The following is an 18,671-nucleotide window of genomic DNA, read 5'->3' as shown; positions in this document are numbered from 1 at the left end:
CGCGCCCGACGGGGCGCCCGCAGGGGGCGGGCCGATGCCGTGAATGGGCCGTTCAGGGCGCCCAGCGCCCTGAACGCGCCTTTCAGGGCATTACCACGCCGTCCACGCGCCCAGGGCCCGCGAAGCCGGGCCCTGGCCGCGCATCCCTGACCGGCTCCCCTTGGCGCGGTGTGATAGCCCCTGGGAGGTCGACGGGATGGCAGGCAGACCCGAACCCAACCGCAACCAAACAGCATCCCCCGCCACCCCCGAGACCTGCCCGTCCGGCGAGGACAAACCCACTACACCAACCCGACCGAACCGCACCGATCCGACGCGACCAGCACACGACGACCGGCCGCCCACTCACACCGACTTCACGGAATCTAGTTGCTGGGCTTGGGGATCGGGTTCGGGATCGAGCCGCCCGTGGCGGGTCCGTCATCGGCGCTTTCGCCGGATGTGGCGGTGGGGGTCTCCTGCTGGGGTTCGTCGCGGTAGAGGCCGCACACGACCCAGTTGCCGTCTTCCTTCTCGACGTCCATGGGCATCGGGTCGCGCTCGTCGTCGCCCCGCTTCTGCGTCATGTCGAAGGTGGCGCCGTCGCCCTCCTCCTTGAAGTTGGTGACGGTCAACGTCGTCGTCTTCTCCGGCTTCTCGTTCGCGTCGTCCTCCGACTTCGCCTCCTGCAACTCGCTGTTCAGCTCGGCGTAGTCGCTCGCGCACATCAGCGGCTTGACCTTGTCCAGGGTCGCGTCCTGGGGCGACGAGTTGACCGCGGCGCCCAGCTCCTTGACGAACGCGTCCGCGGTGGCGCGCGGGCCGTCGTCACCGCCCGTGCCGCCGCCCCCGCCGTCGTCCTTCATGAGCAGGAACGCGGCGACGCCGCCACCGCCGAGCACCAGTACGCCCACGATCACCAGCGTGACGATCAGGCCGGTCCGTGACTTCTTCGGCGGCGGGCCGGCAGGGAAGCCGGGCTGCTGACCCCACTGCGGCGGCTGCTGCCCGTACTGCGGCTGCTGCCCGTACTGCGGCTGCTGGCCGTACTGCGGTTGCTGGCCGTACGGGTTCTGCTGACCGTAGGGGTCCTGGGGACCGTACGGGCCGGGCTGCTGCGGTGGGTACGTCATGATCTCCCCTGGTGATCACCTGCTGCGTGAGTGGACGCCAGGGTAGTAGCGGTCCCCGGCATCGAGCGGTCGCGGGTCTCTGCGACCATCTCGCGGTCGGCAAACTGCGTAGCGAGAGATGGAGCGGGATTCGGGTGACGGAGGTCAGGGCGAGCGGGCCGTTTCGGGTGGGCGACCGGGTACAGCTCACCGATCCCAAAGGGCGGCACTACACGCTCGTGCTCGCGGAGGGCGAGCAGTACCACACCCACCGTGGCGCGGTGGCCCACGACGACCTCATCGGCAGGCCGGAGGGTTCGGTGATCACCTCCGTCGGTGGCACCGGTTACCTCGCCCTGCGGCCACGCCTGGCCGACTACGTGCTCTCCATGCCCCGCGGCGCCCAGGTGATCTACCCGAAGGACTCCGGGCAGATCGTGATGTGGGGCGACATCTTCCCCGGCGCGCGCGTGCTGGAGGCGGGTGCGGGGTCCGGTGCGCTCACGTGCTCGCTGCTGCGTGCCGTCGGGCCGGACGGGCACGTGACCTCGTACGAGGTGCGCGACGACCACGCCGTGCACGCGGTGCGCAACGTGCGGTCTTTCTTCGGTGAGGAGCCCAAGAACTGGGACCTGCGGGTCCGTGACCTCGCCACCCACGAGGGTGAGGTCGACCGCGTCATCCTGGACATGTTGTCGCCGGAGGAGGTGCTGCCGACGGTCGCGGCGAACCTCGTCCCGGGCGGTGTGCTCGTGGTGTACGTGGCGACGACGACGCAGCTGTCGCGGGTCACCGAGGCGCTGCGTGAGCAGCAGTGCTGGACCGAGCCGGAGGCGTGGGAGACGCTGATGCGGCCGTGGCACGTGGTCGGGCTCGCGGTGCGGCCGGAGCACCGGATGCAGGGGCACACCGCGTTCCTGCTGACGGCCCGCAGGCTCGCCGACGGTGTGGTGACGCCGAGACCGCAGCGCCGGGGCCGCCAGCCCTGACCGGGAGGGGACAGGACCGGCGGCGTCAGGTCACGGCGTCACGACGGGATGCACCAGCGGCCGTCCTGCTTGGTCAGCGGCATGGGCACGACCGCGGGCTCGCTGTCCCCGATGGTCAGCTCGAGGTCGACGGTCGCCGTGTCACCCGTGATCTTGGGTTCGCCGACGACCCTGGCCTTCGCGTCGGCGGGGAACGTCTCCTCGGTCGCGGGGTTCGACTGGTCGCACGCCAGCTCGTTGAGCGCGACGACGTCCGTACCGCTGATCGCCTCGGCGGCCTGCTCGGCCAGCGTCGCCGCCTCGTCGGTGTCCTCAGGAGCACCGGTCGCCGCCCCGGTCGCGGTCGCCGGTGGTGCCACGGAGCCGCCCGGCTCGCTCGGGTCGGGCGTGGTCGGCGCGGGCGAACCGGTGATGGACGGGACGTCCCCGCCCTGCGTCGCGTCGTCCGTGGTGTCGTCACCGCTGGTCAGCAGGTACACGACCACGCCGGCGACGACGAGCACGACCACCGCGGCCACGCCGGCGATCACGCCCTTGTTCGGCCTGCCGGTCTGCCCGGTGGTCCCGCTCTCCTCGGTCGTCTCCGCTTCGGTCTTCTCAGCTTCGGACGGCTGCGCGTCGTCGTCAGATCGAGACACACCAGGCTCCGTCCTTGTACTCGAAGGGCAGCGGGATCGCCTGCCCGTTGGCGCCCTGGACGGTCATGTCCACGGTGGCGACGCCCTCAGCGACCATGTTGACCTCGCCGACCTCGGCGGTCGCCTGGCCCGCGAGGGTGTCGTACATCGTGCCGCCACCGGTCTTCGCGCAGGTCAGCTCGGTCGCCGCGGCCTCGTCGGAGTTGTTGACGGCGTCGGCGTACTCCTGGGCCGTCGCGGTGAGGTCCTCCTCGCTGCCGCCGCCTGCCGGGGCCTCGTCCGTGATGGTGGGGTCCTCTGTCGTCGGGTCCTCCGCCGACGTCGGCTCGTCCTCGGACGTCGGCTCGGACGACTGACTCGTCCCCGGGTCCCCACCCGCGTTCTCCCCGCCGTCGTCGTCGTTCAGCAGGAGGAACGCGGTGATGCCACCGCCGATCACCAGCACGGCGGCCACGACGATCGCGATGATCATGCCCCGCTTGCTCTTCGGCGGCTCGCCACCCGGCTGCCCGGGCTGACCGCCGTACTGCGGCTGGCCGTACGGGTCGGTGCCGAACTGGCTGGTCTGCCCGTACGGGCCGCCCTGTTGTGGCTGCCCGTACGGACCGCCCTGCGGTGGCTGCTGCCCGTACTGCGGCTGCTGCCCGTACTGGCCGGGCTGACCTGGTTGTCCCTGCGGCTGGCCGTACTGTCCCGGCTGGCCGGGTTGGCCCTGCTGGCCGTACGGGTTCTGCTGCCCGTACGGGTCAGGCTGCCCCGGCTGCCCCGGCTGCGGCGGGTACGTCATGACTTGGCTCCGATTGGTCGGGGACGGGTGGTCAGGCGGTGCCTTCGCCGCAGAATCGCCATTGGCCGCTCTCCTGCACGATCTTGATCAGGATCTTCGGCTCCTGCGTCTGCCCGTCGCCGACGAGCGTCAGGTCGATCTTCGCGGTGGCCGTGTCCGGGTGCTTGCTGTCGATCTCCGCCTCCCCGTCCGGGGCAGCGGAGATGTCGTAGCCCTCGAGCTTGGTCTCCAGCTCGGAGGTGTCGGTGCCGAACTTGGTCTTGTACGCCCGGCAGGCGTTGTCGACCACGTCGGCGAAGTTCTTGTTCTCGTACGCGGCCATGTAGTCGTCGCGCACGTCGTCAGGAGAGTTGCTCGCATCCGGGTCGTCGGACCCTTGATCCGGGTCACGATCCGATGACGCGTCGTCGGACGATGTCTCGTTGCTGCGCGTGTCCTTCGAGTCGTCGCGGTTGGTCCGTTCGGAGGACACGCTGTCGCCGCTGTCCTTGGTGAGGAAGTAGGTGGCGACACCGCCGCCGCCCAGCACCAGGACGGCGATCACGACGATGGCGATGATCTTGCCCTTGTTCCCGCCGCCGGGACCGCCATGACCGCCGCCGGAGTAGCTGCCGAGCCCCTGGTACGACGACTGGCCGAACGGGCCGGGTTGCCCTGACGGGCCCGGCTGGCCTGGTTGCCCCGGGGGAACCGGCGGACCCGGTGGCTGCTGCGGTGGATATGTCATCTTGGCCCCGAACTCCTCACATCACGCTCCTGCAATGCAGACGGAGCCGGTGCGCCGTCCGTTCCCGACAAATCCCGTCGACGGGTGTCATCGTATGCAAGCCCCACGACAGCGGCCGCCGCCGGGACACGCCCGGGCGACGGCCGCTTGATCAATTCGTTACGTCGGCTACCCGGCCTGGGGCACGAAGCCGGAGATGCACCAGTCGCCGCTCTCCTGCTTGAGGTTCAGCCTGGCCGGGAAGCTCGCCGGCATCATCTCCCGGTACTCCTCCGGCACGTTCTCGAACGACATCGTGATGTCGGCGGTCGCCGTCTCGCCCTCGGTCTTCACCTCGCCGAGCTCGAAGTTCACCGTGACGTCCTTCAACGACTCGTCCATGGAGGCCGGGTCGACGGCTTCCTTGACGTCTTCCTTGTCGGCGTTGCACGACAGCTCGGCGAGGGCGTCGGTGTCCCGGTCGTTGGCCGCGGACACGGCCGCCTCGGCGACGCCTTCAGGACTGCTGGTGTCCGCACCGCTGGTCAGCACGATGATGAGGACCACGACGATGGCCACGACGACCACGCCACCGCCTGCGAGGATCCACGGCATGGGGCTCTTCTTCTGCGGTGGGTAACCGTAGCCGCCCTGCTGGCCGTAGGGCTGCTGCTGTCCGTATTGCGGCTGTTGCCCGTACGGGTTCTGCTGCTGTGGCTGGGGCCCGCTCTGGGGGTAGCCGCCCTGCTGGGGGTAACCGCCTTGCTGTGGGTAGCCACCCTGCTGCGGGTAGCCGCCAGGCTGCTGACCTGGGCCGGGCTGCTGTCCCCACCCGGGCTGCCCGCCCCATTGCCCCGGCTGCTGCGGCGGTTGCGACATCGTTCGTATCTCCCTTTTCCGTGGCGACCCCATCGCCAAGTCTCTGAGTTGCCGCCGACGGCTCCACCATCGGTCGACTACCTGACGCACCGTAGCGGGTGGGTGGTTCCGGAATGCGCCGAGATGGCCTAATCCACTTCCGACGGTCCTGGTTTCGGTGGCGCCACGCGACGGTTCCGAGATGTGGATGGTCTTACTTTGTCGGTCTACACCGGTACCGTGGGGGCAGGAAGAGTTTCGGGAGGAGGTGCCGACATGCAGCACAGTCATCCCGGTGGTCGGCCAGAGGAGGCCGACGAGCACGGCGCTGGACCGGAGGCGGCTTCTGGGCACGAACCGTCAGAAGCTGCCCAGATCCGGTTCCTCGAGGAGGAAGTAGCGCTGCTGCGCCGGAAACTGACGGACTCGCCTCGGCATGCCCGCCTGCTTGAGCAGCGGCTCGCCGAGGCGTCCGAGCGGGTCAGCCAGTTGACTGAGCGTAATGCCAAGCTGGTCGAGACCCTGCGGGAGGCGAGGAGCCAGCTCCTCGCGCTCCGGGAGGAGGTCGATCGGCTCGCGCAACCGCCGAGCGGCTACGGCGTGTTCCTCCAGGGACACGAGGACGGCACCGTGGACGTGTTCACGGCAGGCCGCAAGATGCGGGTGGCCTGTTCACCCGCGGTCGAGGTGGGTGACCTGCGCCGAGGGCAGTCCGTGCGGCTGAACGAGGCGCTGACCATCGTCGAGGCCGGCTCGTTCGAACGCATCGGCGAGGTGTCCACGCTGCGGGAACTGCTCGCGGAGGTGGACGACTCGCCGCCGATGCGCGCGCTCGTGGTCGGGCACGCGGACGAGGAGCGCGTGGTCTGGCTCGCCGACCCGCTGCGCGATTCGCCCCTCAAGCCGGGGGACTCGCTGCTGGTCGACTCCAAGTCGGGCTACGCCTACGAGCGGGTGCCGAAGGCCGAGGTCGAGGACCTGGTGCTGGAGGAGGTGCCGGACGTCCAGTACGAGGACATCGGTGGTCTGTTCCGGCAGATCGAGCAGATCCGCGACGCGGTGGAGCTGCCGTTCCTGCACGCCGACCTGTACACCGAGTACGAGTTGCGGCCGCCGAAGGGCGTCCTGCTCTACGGTCCGCCCGGCTGTGGCAAGACCCTCATCGCCAAGGCCGTGGCCAACTCCCTGGCCAAGAAGGTGGCGGCGGCGCGGGGTGACGGCTCGGCCTCCCAGGCCAAGTCGTACTTCCTGAACATCAAGGGTCCCGAGCTGCTCAACAAGTTCGTCGGGGAGACCGAGCGGCACATCCGCCTGATCTTCCAGCGGGCGCGGGAGAAGGCGTCGGAGGGCACTCCGGTCATCGTGTTCTTCGACGAGATGGACTCGATCTTCCGTACCCGGGGCAGCGGGGTCTCCTCGGACGTCGAGACCACCATCGTGCCGCAGCTGCTCAGTGAGATCGACGGTGTCGAGGGCCTCGAGAACGTCATCGTGATCGGTGCCTCCAACCGCGAGGACATGATCGACCCGGCGATCCTGCGGCCGGGACGGCTCGACGTCAAGATCAAGATCGAGCGGCCGGACGCGGAGGCGGCGCGGGACATCTTCTCGAAGTACCTGACGGCGAACCTGCCGATCCACGCCGAGGACCTCGCCGAGTTCGGCGGGGAACGCAAGGCGACGATCGACGCGATGATCCAGCACACCGTCGAGCGGATGTACGAGGAGACGGAGGACAACCGGTTCCTCGAGGTCACCTACGCCAACGGGGACAAGGAGGTCCTGTACTTCCGTGACTTCAACTCGGGCGCGATGATCCAGAACATCGTGGACCGGGCGAAGAAGGCGGCGATCAAGTCGGTGCTGGAGACCAAGCAGCCCGGCCTGCGCGTGCAGCACCTGCTGGACGCGATCGTCGACGAGTTCGCGGAGAACGAGGATCTGCCGAACACCACCAACCCGGACGACTGGGCACGCATCTCCGGCAAGAAGGGGGAGCGGATCGTGTACATCCGCACCCTCGTCACCGGCAAGAACCAGGAGTCCGGCCGGGCGATAGACACGGCGACCAACACCGGGCAGTACCTGTAGGTGCGGCTCGGGCTGGGATTGGCGGCACTCGGCCGGCCGGCGTACATCAACGTCGGCCGGTCCGAGCTGCCGCCTTCGCGTTCTGTTGACGCCATGCGGGACGCGTCGTGGGCGGTGCTGGACGCCGCGTACGACGCGGGTGTCCGCTGGGTGGACGTGGCCCGCTCCTACGGGCTGGCGGAGGAGTTCCTCGCCGGCTGGCTGGCCGCGCGGGCACCGTCGGACGTGACGGTGTCCAGCAAGTGGGGCTACACCTACGTGGGTGCCTGGCGGCTCGACGCGGCCGTCCACGAGGAGAAGTCCCATGACCTGGCACGGTTCCGCACGCAGTGGGTGGAAAGCGCTGGTCTGCTCGGTGACCGGCTGGCGCTGTACCAGGTGCACTCGCTGACGCCGGACAGTCCGCTGTTCGGCGACCTGGCACTGCAGGACGCGCTGGCGGCGCTGCCGGTGCGGACCGGCTTCTCGACCTCGGGGCCGGAGCAGGCGTCGGTCGTGCGCAGGGCCATGGCCCTGGAGCGCCACGGACAGCCCGTCTTCACCGCTGTGCAGTCGACGTGGAACCTCCTGGAGCCCTCTGTCGGCCCCGCGCTTGCCGAGGCGCACGCTGCGGGTGCGTACGTGCTCGTCAAGGAGGCCCTGGCCAACGGCAGGCTCGCGGTGGACCCGCCGGAACCAGTGGCCGCGCTGGCGAAGTCCCTTGACGTGGGCCCGGACGCGGTCGCGCTGGCGGCCGCGCTGGCACAACCGTGGGCACGCACGGTGCTGTCCGGCGCCGCGAGCACCCGCCAGCTCGCGAGCAACCTCGCCGCGGTGTCCGTGCCGCACGTGGCGCTGCCCGACCTCGCAGAGCCGCCTGCCGAGTACTGGAAACACCGCTCCGACCTCGCCTGGGCGTAATCGGTTCGTCGGGGCGGATGGTCCTCAGACGCGAGGAGGACGTCGACGGCAGGGGTCATCGCGGCCGTCGAACTGGAGCTGTGGTCGAAGGACGGTCGAGTGACACCGACCTTCGGCATCGGCTTCCGCGCATCTCAGATGCCAGGACGGGTGCTACTCCACGTAACCGGCGGGCGCACGACACGCGTGGCTGCCGACGCGGAGTGAGTGTGTCCCCGTAGGCTGGTGACATGCGCCGGATCATGGGTACCGAGGTGGAATACGGCATCGCTGTGCCAGGGGACGCCACTGCCAACCCGGTACTGACCTCCACCCAGGTCGTGCTCGCCTACGCGGCCGCCGCGGACATCCCCCGCGCACGCAGGGCCCGCTGGGACTACGAGGTCGAGTCCCCACTGCGCGACGCGCGGGGTTTCGACCTCGGCGCGCCCGGTGTGCCGCCGTCCGATCCCGAGGTCGAGGACCTGGGGGCCGCCAACGTCATCCTCACCAACGGGGCCCGCCTCTACGTCGACCACGCGCACCCCGAGTACTCCGCGCCCGAGGTCACCAACGCCCGCGACGCGGTCATCTGGGACAAGGCGGGCGAACGGGTCATGGAGGAGGCGGCCATGCGGGCCGCCACCGTGCCCGGCCAGCCGCGCCTGCAGCTCTACAAGAACAACGTGGACGGCAAGGGCGCGAGCTACGGCACCCACGAGAACTACCTGATGGCCCGCAACACCCCGTTCACGGCCGTCATCGCCGGTCTGACGCCGTTCTTCGTCTCGCGGCAGGTCGTGGTCGGCTCCGGCCGCGTCGGTGTCGGCGCCGCGGGGGAGGACGCCGGCTTCCAGCTGTCCCAGCGCGCCGACTACATCGAGGTCGAGGTCGGCCTCGAGACCACGCTGAAGCGCGGCATCATCAACACCCGCGACGAGCCGCACGCGGACGCCGACAAGTACCGCCGTCTGCACGTCATCATCGGTGACGCGAACCTCGCCGAGACGTCCACGTACTTGAAGGTCGGTACAACGGCGCTGGTGCTCGACTTGATCGAGGCGGGCGTCCGGTTCGACGCGCTGAAGCTCGCCGACCCGGTCCGGGCCGTGCACACGATCAGTCACGACCCCTCGTTGAAGGCGACCGTGGAGCTCGCCAATGGCCGCAAGTTCTCCGGTCTCGACCTCCAGTTCGCCTACCACGAGCTGATCACCACGAACATCGAGCGCACCGAGCAGGACGAGGTCTCGATGAACGTCCTGCAGACGTGGGGCGACATCCTCGACGCGCTCGCCCGCGACCCGATGGAGTGCGCGGACCGGCTCGACTGGCCCGCCAAGCTGCGGCTGCTGGAGGGCTTCCGCGCGCGCGATGGCCTCAACTGGAACTCGCCCCGCCTGCACCTCGTCGACCTGCAGTATTCCGACGTCCGGCTGGCGAAGGGCCTGTACAACCGCCTGGTCACCAGGGGGTCGATGAAGCGCATGATCACCGAGGAGGAGGTTCAGGCCGCCATCACCACGCCGCCGCTGGACACCAGGGCGTACTTCCGCGGCCGCTGCCTCGAGCGCTACCCGAACGCGATCGCCGCGGCGTCGTGGGACTCGGTCATCTTCGACCTCGGCCGCGAGTCGCTGGTGCGGATCCCGACGCTGGAGCCGCTCAGGGGCACCAAGTCACACGTCGGCGAGCTTCTTGAGGCGTCCGCGACGGCCGAGGAACTGGTCGACGCGCTCACCGGGACGCCGAAGAAGTAGGCGGAGCGGAGCTTGCGGAGCGACCGTCGAGCACAGTTCGCGCACAACGAAAGCTGATCATCAGCCGGATGGTCCGCGAAAATGTCAGTGCCGGTCGGTAATCTTGACGGCAACCAGTCCCGATACCGGGAGGCGAGATGGCTCAGGAACAGACTCAGCGGCAAGGCGGCGGTGACGGCGACGACGATGTCGACGGTGCGGCCCCTGCCGGTCAGGAACGCAGGGAGAAGCTCGGCGAGGACGTCGACACCATCCTGGACGAGATCGACGACGTGCTCGAGGAGAACGCCGAGGACTTCGTCCGTGCGTACGTGCAAAAGGGCGGCGAGTAGGCGAGGCTAGGTCCTCCCATCACCGTTCTTCCCCGCCGACAGGACAGAAAGAGGCATGGAAAACACCCCATTCCGCGCCGTGCCGGGCGCCGCGCTCCCGGCTGCCTACACGACAGCCGAGACGTCCTCGTTCATCGACTTCCTGCGTGTGCAGGCACCGCACCTGCTGCCGGGTGCCACCGGCCTCGGCATCGAGGACCCGGTGCGCATGCGGCAGGCGGCCGACCTGGCACAACAGCCACCGCACGGCACCACGATCGTTGCCATCACGTTCGACGGCGGCGTGCTCATCGCCGGTGACCGGCGCGCGACCTCGGGCAACCTCATCTCCCACCGGAACATGGACAAGGTGGTCGTGACCGACGCCTACTCCGCGGTGGGCATCGCGGGCACGGCGGGGCTCGCGCTGGAGATGGTCCGCATCTACCAGGTCGAGCTGTCGCACTACGAGAAGATCGAGGGCGTCCCGCTGTCCCTGGACGGCAAGACGAACAAGCTCGCCGCGCTGGTCCGCGGCAACCTCGACGGCGCCATGGCCGGCCTCGCCGTGCTGCCGCTGTTCGTCGGCTTCGACGTCGACGCGCCGGATCCGGCGACTGCCGGCCGGATCGTGTCGTTCGACGTGGTCGGCGGCCGGTACGAGGAGCGCGCGGGCTTCCACGGTGTGGGTTCCGGCTCGCTGTTCGCGCGGTCGGCCCTCAAGAAGCTGTGGGACCCGGGCAGCGACAAGGACACCGCCATCCGCAACGCGGTCGAGGCGCTGTACGACGCCGCGGACGACGACTCCGCGACCGGCGGCCCGGACCTCGCCCGCAAGATCTATCCCAGCATCGTGACCATCACCGCCGCCGAGGGCGCCGTCCCTCTCCCGGACGAGGAGGCGGCCGCGGTCGCCGAGGCAGTGGTGACCGACCGAACCAGCCAGCCACGCGGCTGACCAGCCCCCGAGACAAGAGAGACGAGGAGCCCCCACCGTGACGATGCCGCTGTACGCCTCACCCGAGCAGTTGATGCGGGACCGCTCGGAGTATGCCCGCAAGGGCATCGCCCGGGGCCGCAGTGTGGTGGCGCTCAAGTACTCGGGCGGCGTGCTGTTCGTCGCCGAGAACCCGTCGGCGACGCTGCACAAGGTCTCCGAGATCTACGACCGGATCGGCTTCGCGGCCACCGGCCGCTACAGCGAGTACGACGGCCTGCGCAGGGGTGGCATCCGCCACGTCGACCTGTGGGGCCTCGCCAACGACCCGAGGGACGTCTCGGCTCGCCAGCTCGCCAACGTGTACGCCCAGACCCTGGCCGCGCAGTTCTCCGACCAGCTCAAGCCGTTCGAGGTGGAGCTGTGCGTGGCCGAGGTCGGGACCACGGCGACCCGCGACCAGCTGTACCGCCTGACCTACGACGGCTCGATCGTCGACGAGCCGTCGTACCTGGTCATGGGCGGTCAGACCGAGCCGATCTCGACCAAGATGAAGGACACCTACGAGGAGGACATGTCGCTGGAGGCCGCGCTCGGGTTCGCGGTCGCCGCGCTGACCGCCGGGGTCACCACCAGCAGCACCAACGGCGACAACGGCATCGGCAAGCTCGAGGTCGCGGTGCTCGAGCGTTCCCGGCCCAAGCGTGCGTTCCGCCGCATCGAGGGCGCCGCGCTCACCGCACTGCTGCCGTCCGATTCGTCCGAATCCGCGGAGCAGGCGGAGGAAGCCCCCGAGTCCGGGCCGACCGGATCCGACGAGGCCTGATGAGGAGTTCTTCGATGACGCGTTCATCTCACCTCGGAGCGGCCAGGAGATCTCCGGCCGGGAAGCGCCTAGGCTGAAGGGATGCAGCGGCGGATCTTCGGCATCGAAACCGAGTTCGGCGTGACCTGTACGTTCCACGGACAGCGCAGGCTGAGCCCGGACGAGGTCGCGCGGTACCTGTTTCGGCGAGTGGTGTCCTGGGGACGTTCCTCGAACGTGTTCCTGCGCAACGGCTCGCGTCTCTACCTCGATGTCGGCTCGCACCCCGAGTACGCGACGGCGGAGTGCGACGACCTGGTGCAGCTGGTCACGCACGACAAGGCGGGTGAGCGGATCCTGGAGGACCTGCTCGTCGACGCCGAGCGGCGGCTGGCGGACGAGGGCATCGGCGGGGACATCTTCCTGTTCAAGAACAACACCGACTCGGCGGGCAACTCGTACGGCTGCCACGAGAACTACCTGGTCACCAGGGCCGGTGAGTTCTCGCGGATCGCGGACGTGCTCCTGCCGTTCCTGGTCACGCGGCAGCTGATCTGCGGCGCAGGCAAGGTCCTGCAGACCCCGCGTGGTGCCGTTTACTGCCTGTCGCAGCGTGCGGAACACATCTGGGAAGGGGTCTCGTCGGCGACGACCAGGTCCCGTCCGATCATCAACACCCGCGACGAGCCGCACGCGGACGCCGAGCGCTACCGCAGGCTCCACGTCATCGTCGGCGACTCGAACATGGCCGAGGCCACCACGCTGCTGAAGGTCGGCAGCGCGAACCTGGTCCTGGAGATGATCGAGGACGGTGTCCAGTTCCGGGACTTCAGCCTGGACAACCCGATCCGCGCGATCCGCGAGATCAGCCACGACCTGACCGGCCGCAGGCTGGTCCGCCTCGCCGGCGGCCGTGAAGCGTCGGCACTGGACATCCAGCGCGAGTACTTCTCCCGTGCGAAGGAGCACGTGGAGAAGCGCGGCCCGGACCCGGTGGCCGACCGCGTGATCGAACTGTGGGGCCGCACCCTGGACGCCGTGGAGGCCCAGGACATGAGCCGCATCGACCGCGAGATCGACTGGGCCATCAAGCACCGCCTGGTCGAGCGCTACCAGGCGAAGCACGGTCTGGAGCTGTCGTCACCCCGCATCGCCCAGCTCGACCTGGCCTACCACGACATCCGCCGCGGCCGCGGCATCTTCGACCTGTTGCAGCGCAAGGACCTGGTTGCCAGGGTGACCGAGGACGGCGAGATCGAGGCCGCCAAGGACACCCCGCCGCAGACCACCCGCGCGAAGTTGCGTGGCGACTTCATCGCCGCCGCGCAGCAGGCGGGCCGGGACTTCACGGTGGACTGGGTGCACCTGAAGCTGAACGACCAGGCACAGCGGACCGTGTTGTGCAAGGACCCGTTCCGGGCAGTGGACGAGCGGGTGGAGCGGCTGATCGCTTCTCTGTGAGGCGGCTCCGGGCTCCGGGGGAGGTTCGTTGCCTTCCCCGGTGACGGTCGAACGTTCCGTGGCCTGCTGGGACTGTCGTGCGTGACCGAGTGCGTTGCCGGTCTTGACTTGGTCCGGCTTTCCTTCGGTCGTCGCCGACGTTTCGGCGACCTACCATCGGCAGCATGTCAGTCGCCTCGGTGGCCGCCGTTCTCGCTGACGAGAGCCGTGCGTCGATGTGTCTGGCGCTCATCGACGGGCGGGCGTGGACCGTCAGCGAACTCGCCCGTGCCGCCCGTGTCGCCACCTCCACCGCGAGCGAGCACGTCCGGGTCCTCCACGACGCCGGGTTCGTCCGCACCCTCAAACAAGGGCGCCACCGCTACGTCCGCCTGTCCGGTCCGCAGGTCGCGGAGGTCATCGAACGGCTGGCCAACCTCACGGTTCCCGAACCACCCCGCACCCTCGGGCAGAGCGTGCGGGCACGGCGGCTGGCCTACGCCCGCACCTGCTACGACCACCTCGCCGGTCAGCTCGGTGTCGCGTTGCGGGAGGGCATGATCGGCCGTGGCCTGGTCGACGACCGGGACGGCCTCGCGGTCACCGACCTCGGGTGGGCCACGTTCGCCTCGCTGGGCATCGACGTCGGGAGAACACGACGGCCGCTGCTCCGCGACTGCCTCGACTGGACCGAGCGTCGTGAGCACCTCGCGGGTGCGTTGCCCGCCGCGATCCTGCGTCGTGCGCAGCAGGTCGGGTGGCTCAACCGCGACCCGCACCGCGCGGTCACCGTCGACGACGGTGCCTGGCCTGTCCTCGAACAGCTCGGGATGACACGCGGCGCCCGGAGTCCGCGGACTCCGGGCGCCGCGCTCGTTCCGGTGGTGCCGTGAACACGCCCTTTCACGGCACCGGCCCAGCCCCGTCGGGCGCCCGCGTGGGTGTGGGTGTCGTGCCTGATGACGGGTTCGTACGCCAAGCCACTTCACATGACCTTCACGGAATCGATCGTTTAGGCGTTGGCCTCCCGTGCGTGCAGGTCACGCACGGTGGGGGAGGTTCGCACGCCGGCCGGGTCGGGGTGGGTGCCGAGCACGCGGTCCGCCGTGCCGCTGCTGGTGACGGTGAACCAGTAGTGCTCGTTCTTGTAGTGGTGCAGGCGGTGGTTGCGCCAGATCGCGCGGTAGGCGCGCGACCGGGGCCGGTAGTCGCTGTGGATCAGGTAGTGGGTCCACTCGTAGCCCAGGCCCAGCAGTCCGACGACGGTCATGAACGTGAGGCCGAGCCCCGTGCGCGGGAAGGCGAGCAGGCCGACCGCCACGACCAGCGGCACGAGCCACAGGTGCACCTGCCACGGGATGAACACGAGCGGCACGTCGCGCGGATCGACGTGGTGGGCGCGGTGCTTGCGGGACAGCAGCGGGTCGATGGTGACCCGCCCGACCCGCCGTGGCCGCCAGTGCAGGACGCAGACGTGCACTGCCCACTCGAAGAACGGGAAGACGGCGAGCATGACCAGTGGTGTCAACAGGTCGGACAGCCGCCAGTCGCCGACCAGGCCGCGCGTGGTGGCGGCGCACACCAGCAGCGCGCCGATCAGCCAGGGGGAGGGATGGCGCCAGAAGGCCTTCGCCGCGCCGCCGATGCCGATCGGACGGCGCTTGTCGCCGGTGAGCGCGGCCTCGTCCGCCGCGACGCGTTGCTTCGCGAGCCGGCCTGTCCGGTCTCGGCCTCCTTCGACGTTGGCGCGAGGACGTGTCATGGCAGCTCCTCCAGTTGTCGGATCGCGGTGAGCAGGGCGTCGGTGGCGGGGGCGAGCAGGTCGTACGCGGCGCGGTGGGAGCCCTCACCGTCGCCGTCGGTGATCCGGTCCGTCAGCGCGCGGTACACGTCGACCTGGTCGACCTCGGCGGCCATGAGGTTCGCGAGCGCGCCGAGCGCGGGCTCGTAGGCGGCGCGGAGGCTGTTGAACATCAGCCGGAACACGATCGAGTCGGCGCCGTCGACGAGGTGGTCCCAGAACACGAGCGCGTGCCGCTGCCGCGCGACCGGGTCGGGGTCGGCCTCGATCGCGGCGACGGCCGCCGCCAGCGGTGCTTCGATCCGCGCGCCCGCCCGCCCGGCCGCGAGCCTGGCGACCTGCGGGCCGATCAGCAGACGTGCCTCGAGGACGCTGCGCGCGACCGCCGGGTCGAGTTCGCCGCGGGGGAGCAGCAGGCGGGGGAGCAGGTCGAGGCTCGCGTGCCTGCGGTAGTCCCGCACGGTCGTCGCGTCGCCCTGGCGCACCTCGACGAGCCCGGCCTGGGCGACCCGTTGCAGCGCCTCCCGGACGGCCGGTCGCGAGACACCGAGCACCTCGGCGAGTTTGCGTTCGCTCGGCAGGGCCTCGCCGGGCGCGAACTCACCACTGACCACGTCGTCGAGGATCTGGTCGAAGACTTCGTCCGGCACCGAGCGCCGGGCGACGGGTTGCAACGCCATGCACAAGAAGTACCTGGTCACGACCTACAGGTCAATTGGTCATACCAGTGTTGGTCGTAGCTGGAGCGAGCCAATGGACCGTTCGCACGAACACCCTGGCGCGCCAACGGGACTACCCTCGTCCAGTCGGGCTAGAGTTCGAAACGTGTCCGTCGTCCGCGCAGAAAGACTCGTGAACCTGGTGCTGTGCCTGTTGTCCACACGCCAGTACCTGCCTGCCGAGAGCATTCGCAAGATTGTTGCCGGCTACAGTGACGCGCCCAGTGACGACGCGTTCTTCCGCATGTTCGAGCGCGACAAGACCGAGTTGCGTGAGCTGGGCATCCCGCTCGAGGTCGGGCGCAACTGGTCGTTCGACAAGGTCGACGGCTATCGCATCGCACGCCGTGACTACGAGCTCGGCGACATCGAACTGGAACCCGACGAGGCGGCCGCGGTCGCGCTGGCCGTCCGCCTGTGGGACTCCCCGGAACTGACCGGCGCCGCGCACGGCGCGCTGCTGAAGCTGCGTGCCGCGGGTGTCGACGTCGACCAGGGGGTGCCTGCGGTGGTCGAGCCGAAGGTGCGCACGACCGAGCCCGCGTTCGGTCCGCTGCTCGCCGCGGTGCAGGCCCGTCAGGCCGTCGGTTTCGACTATCGCAGACCGTCGCCCGCCGAACTGCGCAGCCGCTCGCTGGAGCCGTGGGGCGTGGTGTCGTGGCGCGGCCGCTGGTACGTCGTCGGGCATGACCGCGACCGGGGCGCACCCCGCTGCTTCCGGCTGTCCCGCATCGTCGGTGACGTGCGGTTGCTCGGCAGGGCGGGCACGGTTCGCAGGCCGGAGGACGTGGACCTGCTGAAGTTCGTGGCCAGTTCCACGAACGAGCCGCCGGAGACGTCGACCGTGCGGCTGTGGCTGGCGAAGCACCGCGCGGCGGGCCTGCGCAGGCGCGCGACCGTGGTGGGTGAGCGCGAACTGGACGGCGAGCCGGGCGACCTGGTCGAGCTGGAGGTGCTGCACACCGACTCGGCGGCGAGCTGGATCGCGGGCTACGGCCCGGACGCGGTGGTGCTGGAGCCGGACGTGCTGCGCAAGGCAGTGCACGAACGGCTGCTCGCGGTGGCGGAGGCGAGGTGAACGCGTCGACCGAACGCCTGCCCCGGTTGCTCGCGCTCGTGCCGTACCTCATCGCCCGCCCCGGCATCGCCGTCGCCGAGGCGGCGAGCGACTTCGGGGTCAGCGCGAAGCAACTGCGCAAGGACCTCGAGCTGTTGTGGATGTGCGGTCTCCCGGGCTACGGCCCCGGCGACCTCATCGACCTGTCGTTCGAAGGCGACACGATCTCGGTCAACTTCGACGCTGGCATGAGCCGCCCGCTACGCCTGACCGGCTCGGAAGCGACAGCGCTCCTGGTCGCACTGCGCACGCTGCTGGACGCCCCGGGCGTCGCGGACGCGGACGCGGTCCGCAGAGCGGTCGCGAAGGTGGAGGCCGCGGCAGGCCAGGCGCAACCGGCGGGCGTGGCGGTTGGCCTCGGCGTCCGGGAAGGCGCGACCACGGCGAAAGCCCGCGAGGTGGTGCAGAAAGCACTGCGCGGCAACAAAGCCCTGCGCATGACGTACTACACGGCGTCGAAGGACGAGATAACGGAACGCACGGTCGACCCGATGCGCATGCTGATCGTCGAGGGTCGTGGCTACCTGGAAGCGTGGTGCCGGCGGGCGGAGGGCGTCCGCCTGTTCCGCATGGACCGCATAGACGACGTGACAGAGCTGGACGAGCCGGCCGCCCCGCCCCCGTACGCGGAACAGACCGACACGACAGCAGGCCTCTTCCACCCCCAACCCGAGCAGCCGGTGGCACAGTTCGTCCTGTCCCCGGACGCGCGCTGGGTGTCGGAGTACTACCCGGTGGAGGAGGCGGCCGAACTGGAAGGCGGCCACCTGCGGGTGTGGATGCGGTACGCCGACCTGTCGTGGATGGTGCGGCTGCTGCTCGGCCTTGGCGGTGACGCCGTCGTGGAGGCGCCCGGAGACCTGGTGGCCGCGTTGAGGTCGCGCGCCGTGGAGGCTTTGTCCCGGTATCGGTGACGTGGTCTCGTGGCTGTCGGCGCGGTCCGTTGGCGCGGACCGCAATGCCTGAAGGCCGCTTTCGGGGCACTCGACGCCCCTGATGCCGCTTTCACGGCGTGGACGCGCCTTTCGCGGCGGCCCACGACGCCCCTCACCACATTCGCGGCGCTATGTCCGCCAGGCCGCCCGGGCACGCAGCGCAGCCACCAGCGGATGTGTGATCTGTGTTAAGTACCGAGGCGGTCATCGTACTTTCACCACACGCCCACTACGGTAGAAACCGTGATGTCGTACCTGCCGGCCTGGACAGTGGTCGTCGTGGGGTTGTTGTTGCTTTGCTGGGTGTTGGTCCGGCTGCTCCGCCACGTGCGGCGGTTCAACCGGATCGTGGCCGCCACGGGGGCCCGGTTCACCCACGAGACCGGCACCATCAGGGCGCGGTCCGCCGCGTTGCGGGTGGCGATGAGAGAGACCCGGGCACGGGTGAGACGCGCTCCGGCTGACGTACCATCGGACAGTCGGGGAAGACAGGAGGAAGACCGTGGGTAACCTGGGTGTGCCCGAGCTGCTGATCATCGCGGGTGTGATCATCCTGCTCTTCGGAGCGCGGAAGCTGCCTGAGATGGCGCGATCGCTCGGCAAGTCGGCCAAGGCCTTCAAGGAAGAGACCAAGGGCCTGCGTGGCGAGGACGGCGACGAGAAGCCCGCCGCCCAGGAGCCACAGCAGCCGGTTCAGCAGCAGCAGCTGCCTCCTACGCAGCCGCCGACGCCGCAGACGCCGCACACGAACGGCGTCACGCCCCAGTCGGTGGAGCAGCAGAACAAGAACGCCAGCTGAGAGAACAG

20 protein-coding genes are annotated in these 18,671 nt (G+C 69.6%); 13 read left to right on the top strand and 7 right to left on the bottom strand.

The features are described from left to right. Nucleotides 1–365 precede the first annotated feature (365 nt). The gene (locus ACFPCV_RS03330) at nt 366–1,112 is read right to left on the bottom strand and encodes an Rv0361 family membrane protein (RefSeq protein ID WP_378054307.1); all 747 of its coding nucleotides are present in this window, start codon (nt 1,110–1,112) and stop codon (nt 366–368) included. Nucleotides 1,113–1,246: 134 nt separating this feature from the next. On the opposite strand from ACFPCV_RS03330, the gene ACFPCV_RS03325 reads away from it, so the two are divergent. Next, on the top strand, nt 1,247–2,080 hold the full coding sequence (locus tag ACFPCV_RS03325) for a tRNA (adenine-N1)-methyltransferase (RefSeq protein WP_378054305.1): 834 nt from the start codon (nt 1,247–1,249) through the stop codon (nt 2,078–2,080). Nucleotides 2,081–2,118: 38 nt separating this feature from the next. Here the strand turns inward: ACFPCV_RS03325 and ACFPCV_RS03320 are convergent, their stop codons facing one another. The 4 genes from ACFPCV_RS03320 to ACFPCV_RS03305 all read right to left on the bottom strand — a co-directional run bounded on the left by ACFPCV_RS03320 (nt 2,119) and on the right by ACFPCV_RS03305 (nt 5,090). Continuing rightward, a complete protein-coding gene (locus tag ACFPCV_RS03320) occupies nt 2,119–2,718 on the bottom strand; it encodes a hypothetical protein (RefSeq protein ID WP_378054303.1) in 600 nt (199 codons plus the stop codon). Next, a complete protein-coding gene (locus ACFPCV_RS03315) occupies nt 2,705–3,505 on the bottom strand; it encodes a flagellar basal body-associated FliL family protein (RefSeq protein WP_378054301.1) in 801 nt (266 codons plus the stop codon). The genes ACFPCV_RS03320 and ACFPCV_RS03315 overlap by 14 nt, the downstream gene beginning before the upstream one ends. A gap of 31 nt (nt 3,506–3,536) precedes the next feature. Beyond that, nucleotides 3,537–4,232, bottom strand: coding sequence for a hypothetical protein (locus tag ACFPCV_RS03310; protein WP_378054299.1), 696 nt, complete (start codon nt 4,230–4,232; stop codon nt 3,537–3,539). Nucleotides 4,233–4,400: 168 nt separating this feature from the next. Then, the gene (locus ACFPCV_RS03305; protein WP_378054297.1) at nt 4,401–5,090 is read right to left on the bottom strand and encodes an Rv0361 family membrane protein; all 690 of its coding nucleotides are present in this window, start codon (nt 5,088–5,090) and stop codon (nt 4,401–4,403) included. 255 nt (nt 5,091–5,345) lie between these two features. Here ACFPCV_RS03305 and arc point away from each other — a divergent pair, with 255 nt between their 5' ends. The 8 genes from arc (at nt 5,346) to ACFPCV_RS03265 (ending at nt 14,185) form a co-directional block, all read left to right on the top strand. Then, nucleotides 5,346–7,160, top strand: coding sequence for a proteasome ATPase (gene arc / locus ACFPCV_RS03300; protein ID WP_378054295.1), 1,815 nt, complete (start codon nt 5,346–5,348; stop codon nt 7,158–7,160). Continuing rightward, nucleotides 7,161–8,060 (top strand): aldo/keto reductase, encoded by a 900-nt coding sequence (locus ACFPCV_RS03295; RefSeq protein WP_378054293.1) that lies wholly within the window; start codon nt 7,161–7,163, stop codon nt 8,058–8,060. Nucleotides 8,061–8,290: 230 nt separating this feature from the next. Further along, a complete protein-coding gene (gene dop / locus ACFPCV_RS03290) occupies nt 8,291–9,799 on the top strand; it encodes a depupylase/deamidase Dop (RefSeq protein ID WP_378054291.1) in 1,509 nt (502 codons plus the stop codon). 137 nt (nt 9,800–9,936) lie between these two features. Further along, nucleotides 9,937–10,131, top strand: coding sequence for a ubiquitin-like protein Pup (locus ACFPCV_RS03285; protein WP_378054289.1), 195 nt, complete (start codon nt 9,937–9,939; stop codon nt 10,129–10,131). A 55-nt stretch (nt 10,132–10,186) separates the two neighbouring features. After that, nucleotides 10,187–11,068: a proteasome subunit beta gene (prcB, locus tag ACFPCV_RS03280; RefSeq protein ID WP_378054287.1), complete on the top strand. Its 882-nt coding sequence runs from the start codon at nt 10,187–10,189 to the stop codon at nt 11,066–11,068. A gap of 37 nt (nt 11,069–11,105) precedes the next feature. Next, a complete protein-coding gene (gene prcA, locus ACFPCV_RS03275; RefSeq protein ID WP_378054286.1) occupies nt 11,106–11,873 on the top strand; it encodes a proteasome subunit alpha in 768 nt (255 codons plus the stop codon). A gap of 81 nt (nt 11,874–11,954) precedes the next feature. Further along, nucleotides 11,955–13,313, top strand: a complete 1,359-nt coding sequence (pafA, locus tag ACFPCV_RS03270; RefSeq protein WP_378054284.1) for a Pup--protein ligase — start codon at nt 11,955–11,957, stop codon at nt 13,311–13,313. 155 nt (nt 13,314–13,468) lie between these two features. Next, nucleotides 13,469–14,185, top strand: a complete 717-nt coding sequence (locus ACFPCV_RS03265) for an ArsR/SmtB family transcription factor (protein WP_378055019.1) — start codon at nt 13,469–13,471, stop codon at nt 14,183–14,185. Nucleotides 14,186–14,304: 119 nt separating this feature from the next. On the opposite strand, the gene ACFPCV_RS03260 is transcribed toward ACFPCV_RS03265, so the two are convergent. Both ACFPCV_RS03260 and ACFPCV_RS03255 read right to left on the bottom strand, forming a co-directional pair. Then, a complete protein-coding gene (locus tag ACFPCV_RS03260) occupies nt 14,305–15,054 on the bottom strand; it encodes a sterol desaturase family protein (protein ID WP_378054282.1) in 750 nt (249 codons plus the stop codon). Then, complete coding sequence (locus ACFPCV_RS03255) at nt 15,051–15,794, bottom strand: FadR/GntR family transcriptional regulator (protein ID WP_378054280.1); 744 nt, start codon at nt 15,792–15,794, stop codon at nt 15,051–15,053. The genes ACFPCV_RS03260 and ACFPCV_RS03255 overlap by 4 nt, the downstream gene beginning before the upstream one ends. 124 nt (nt 15,795–15,918) lie before the next feature. On the opposite strand from ACFPCV_RS03255, the gene ACFPCV_RS03250 reads away from it, so the two are divergent. From ACFPCV_RS03250 to tatA, 4 genes are all read left to right on the top strand, one after another. Further along, a complete protein-coding gene (locus ACFPCV_RS03250; RefSeq protein WP_378054278.1) occupies nt 15,919–16,890 on the top strand; it encodes a helix-turn-helix transcriptional regulator in 972 nt (323 codons plus the stop codon). Further along, nucleotides 16,887–17,843 carry a helix-turn-helix transcriptional regulator gene (locus ACFPCV_RS03245; protein WP_378054276.1) on the top strand — a complete coding sequence of 319 codons (957 nt, stop codon included), beginning with the start codon at nt 16,887–16,889 and terminating at the stop codon, nt 17,841–17,843. Before ACFPCV_RS03250 ends, ACFPCV_RS03245 begins: the two co-directional genes overlap by 4 nt. Nucleotides 17,844–18,110: 267 nt before the next feature. After that, a complete protein-coding gene (locus tag ACFPCV_RS03240; RefSeq protein ID WP_378055018.1) occupies nt 18,111–18,374 on the top strand; it encodes a bacteriophage holin in 264 nt (87 codons plus the stop codon). Continuing rightward, nucleotides 18,367–18,663 carry a Sec-independent protein translocase subunit TatA gene (gene tatA / locus ACFPCV_RS03235; protein WP_378054274.1) on the top strand — a complete coding sequence of 99 codons (297 nt, stop codon included), beginning with the start codon at nt 18,367–18,369 and terminating at the stop codon, nt 18,661–18,663. Before ACFPCV_RS03240 ends, tatA begins: the two co-directional genes overlap by 8 nt. The last annotated feature ends 8 nt before the right edge of the window (nt 18,664–18,671 follow it).

The sequence above is a fragment of the Actinophytocola glycyrrhizae genome, from assembly GCF_042653545.1.
Lineage (GTDB): Bacteria > Actinomycetota > Actinomycetes > Mycobacteriales > Pseudonocardiaceae > Actinophytocola > Actinophytocola glycyrrhizae.
This window is presented reverse-complemented; position numbering and strand designations above follow the sequence as displayed.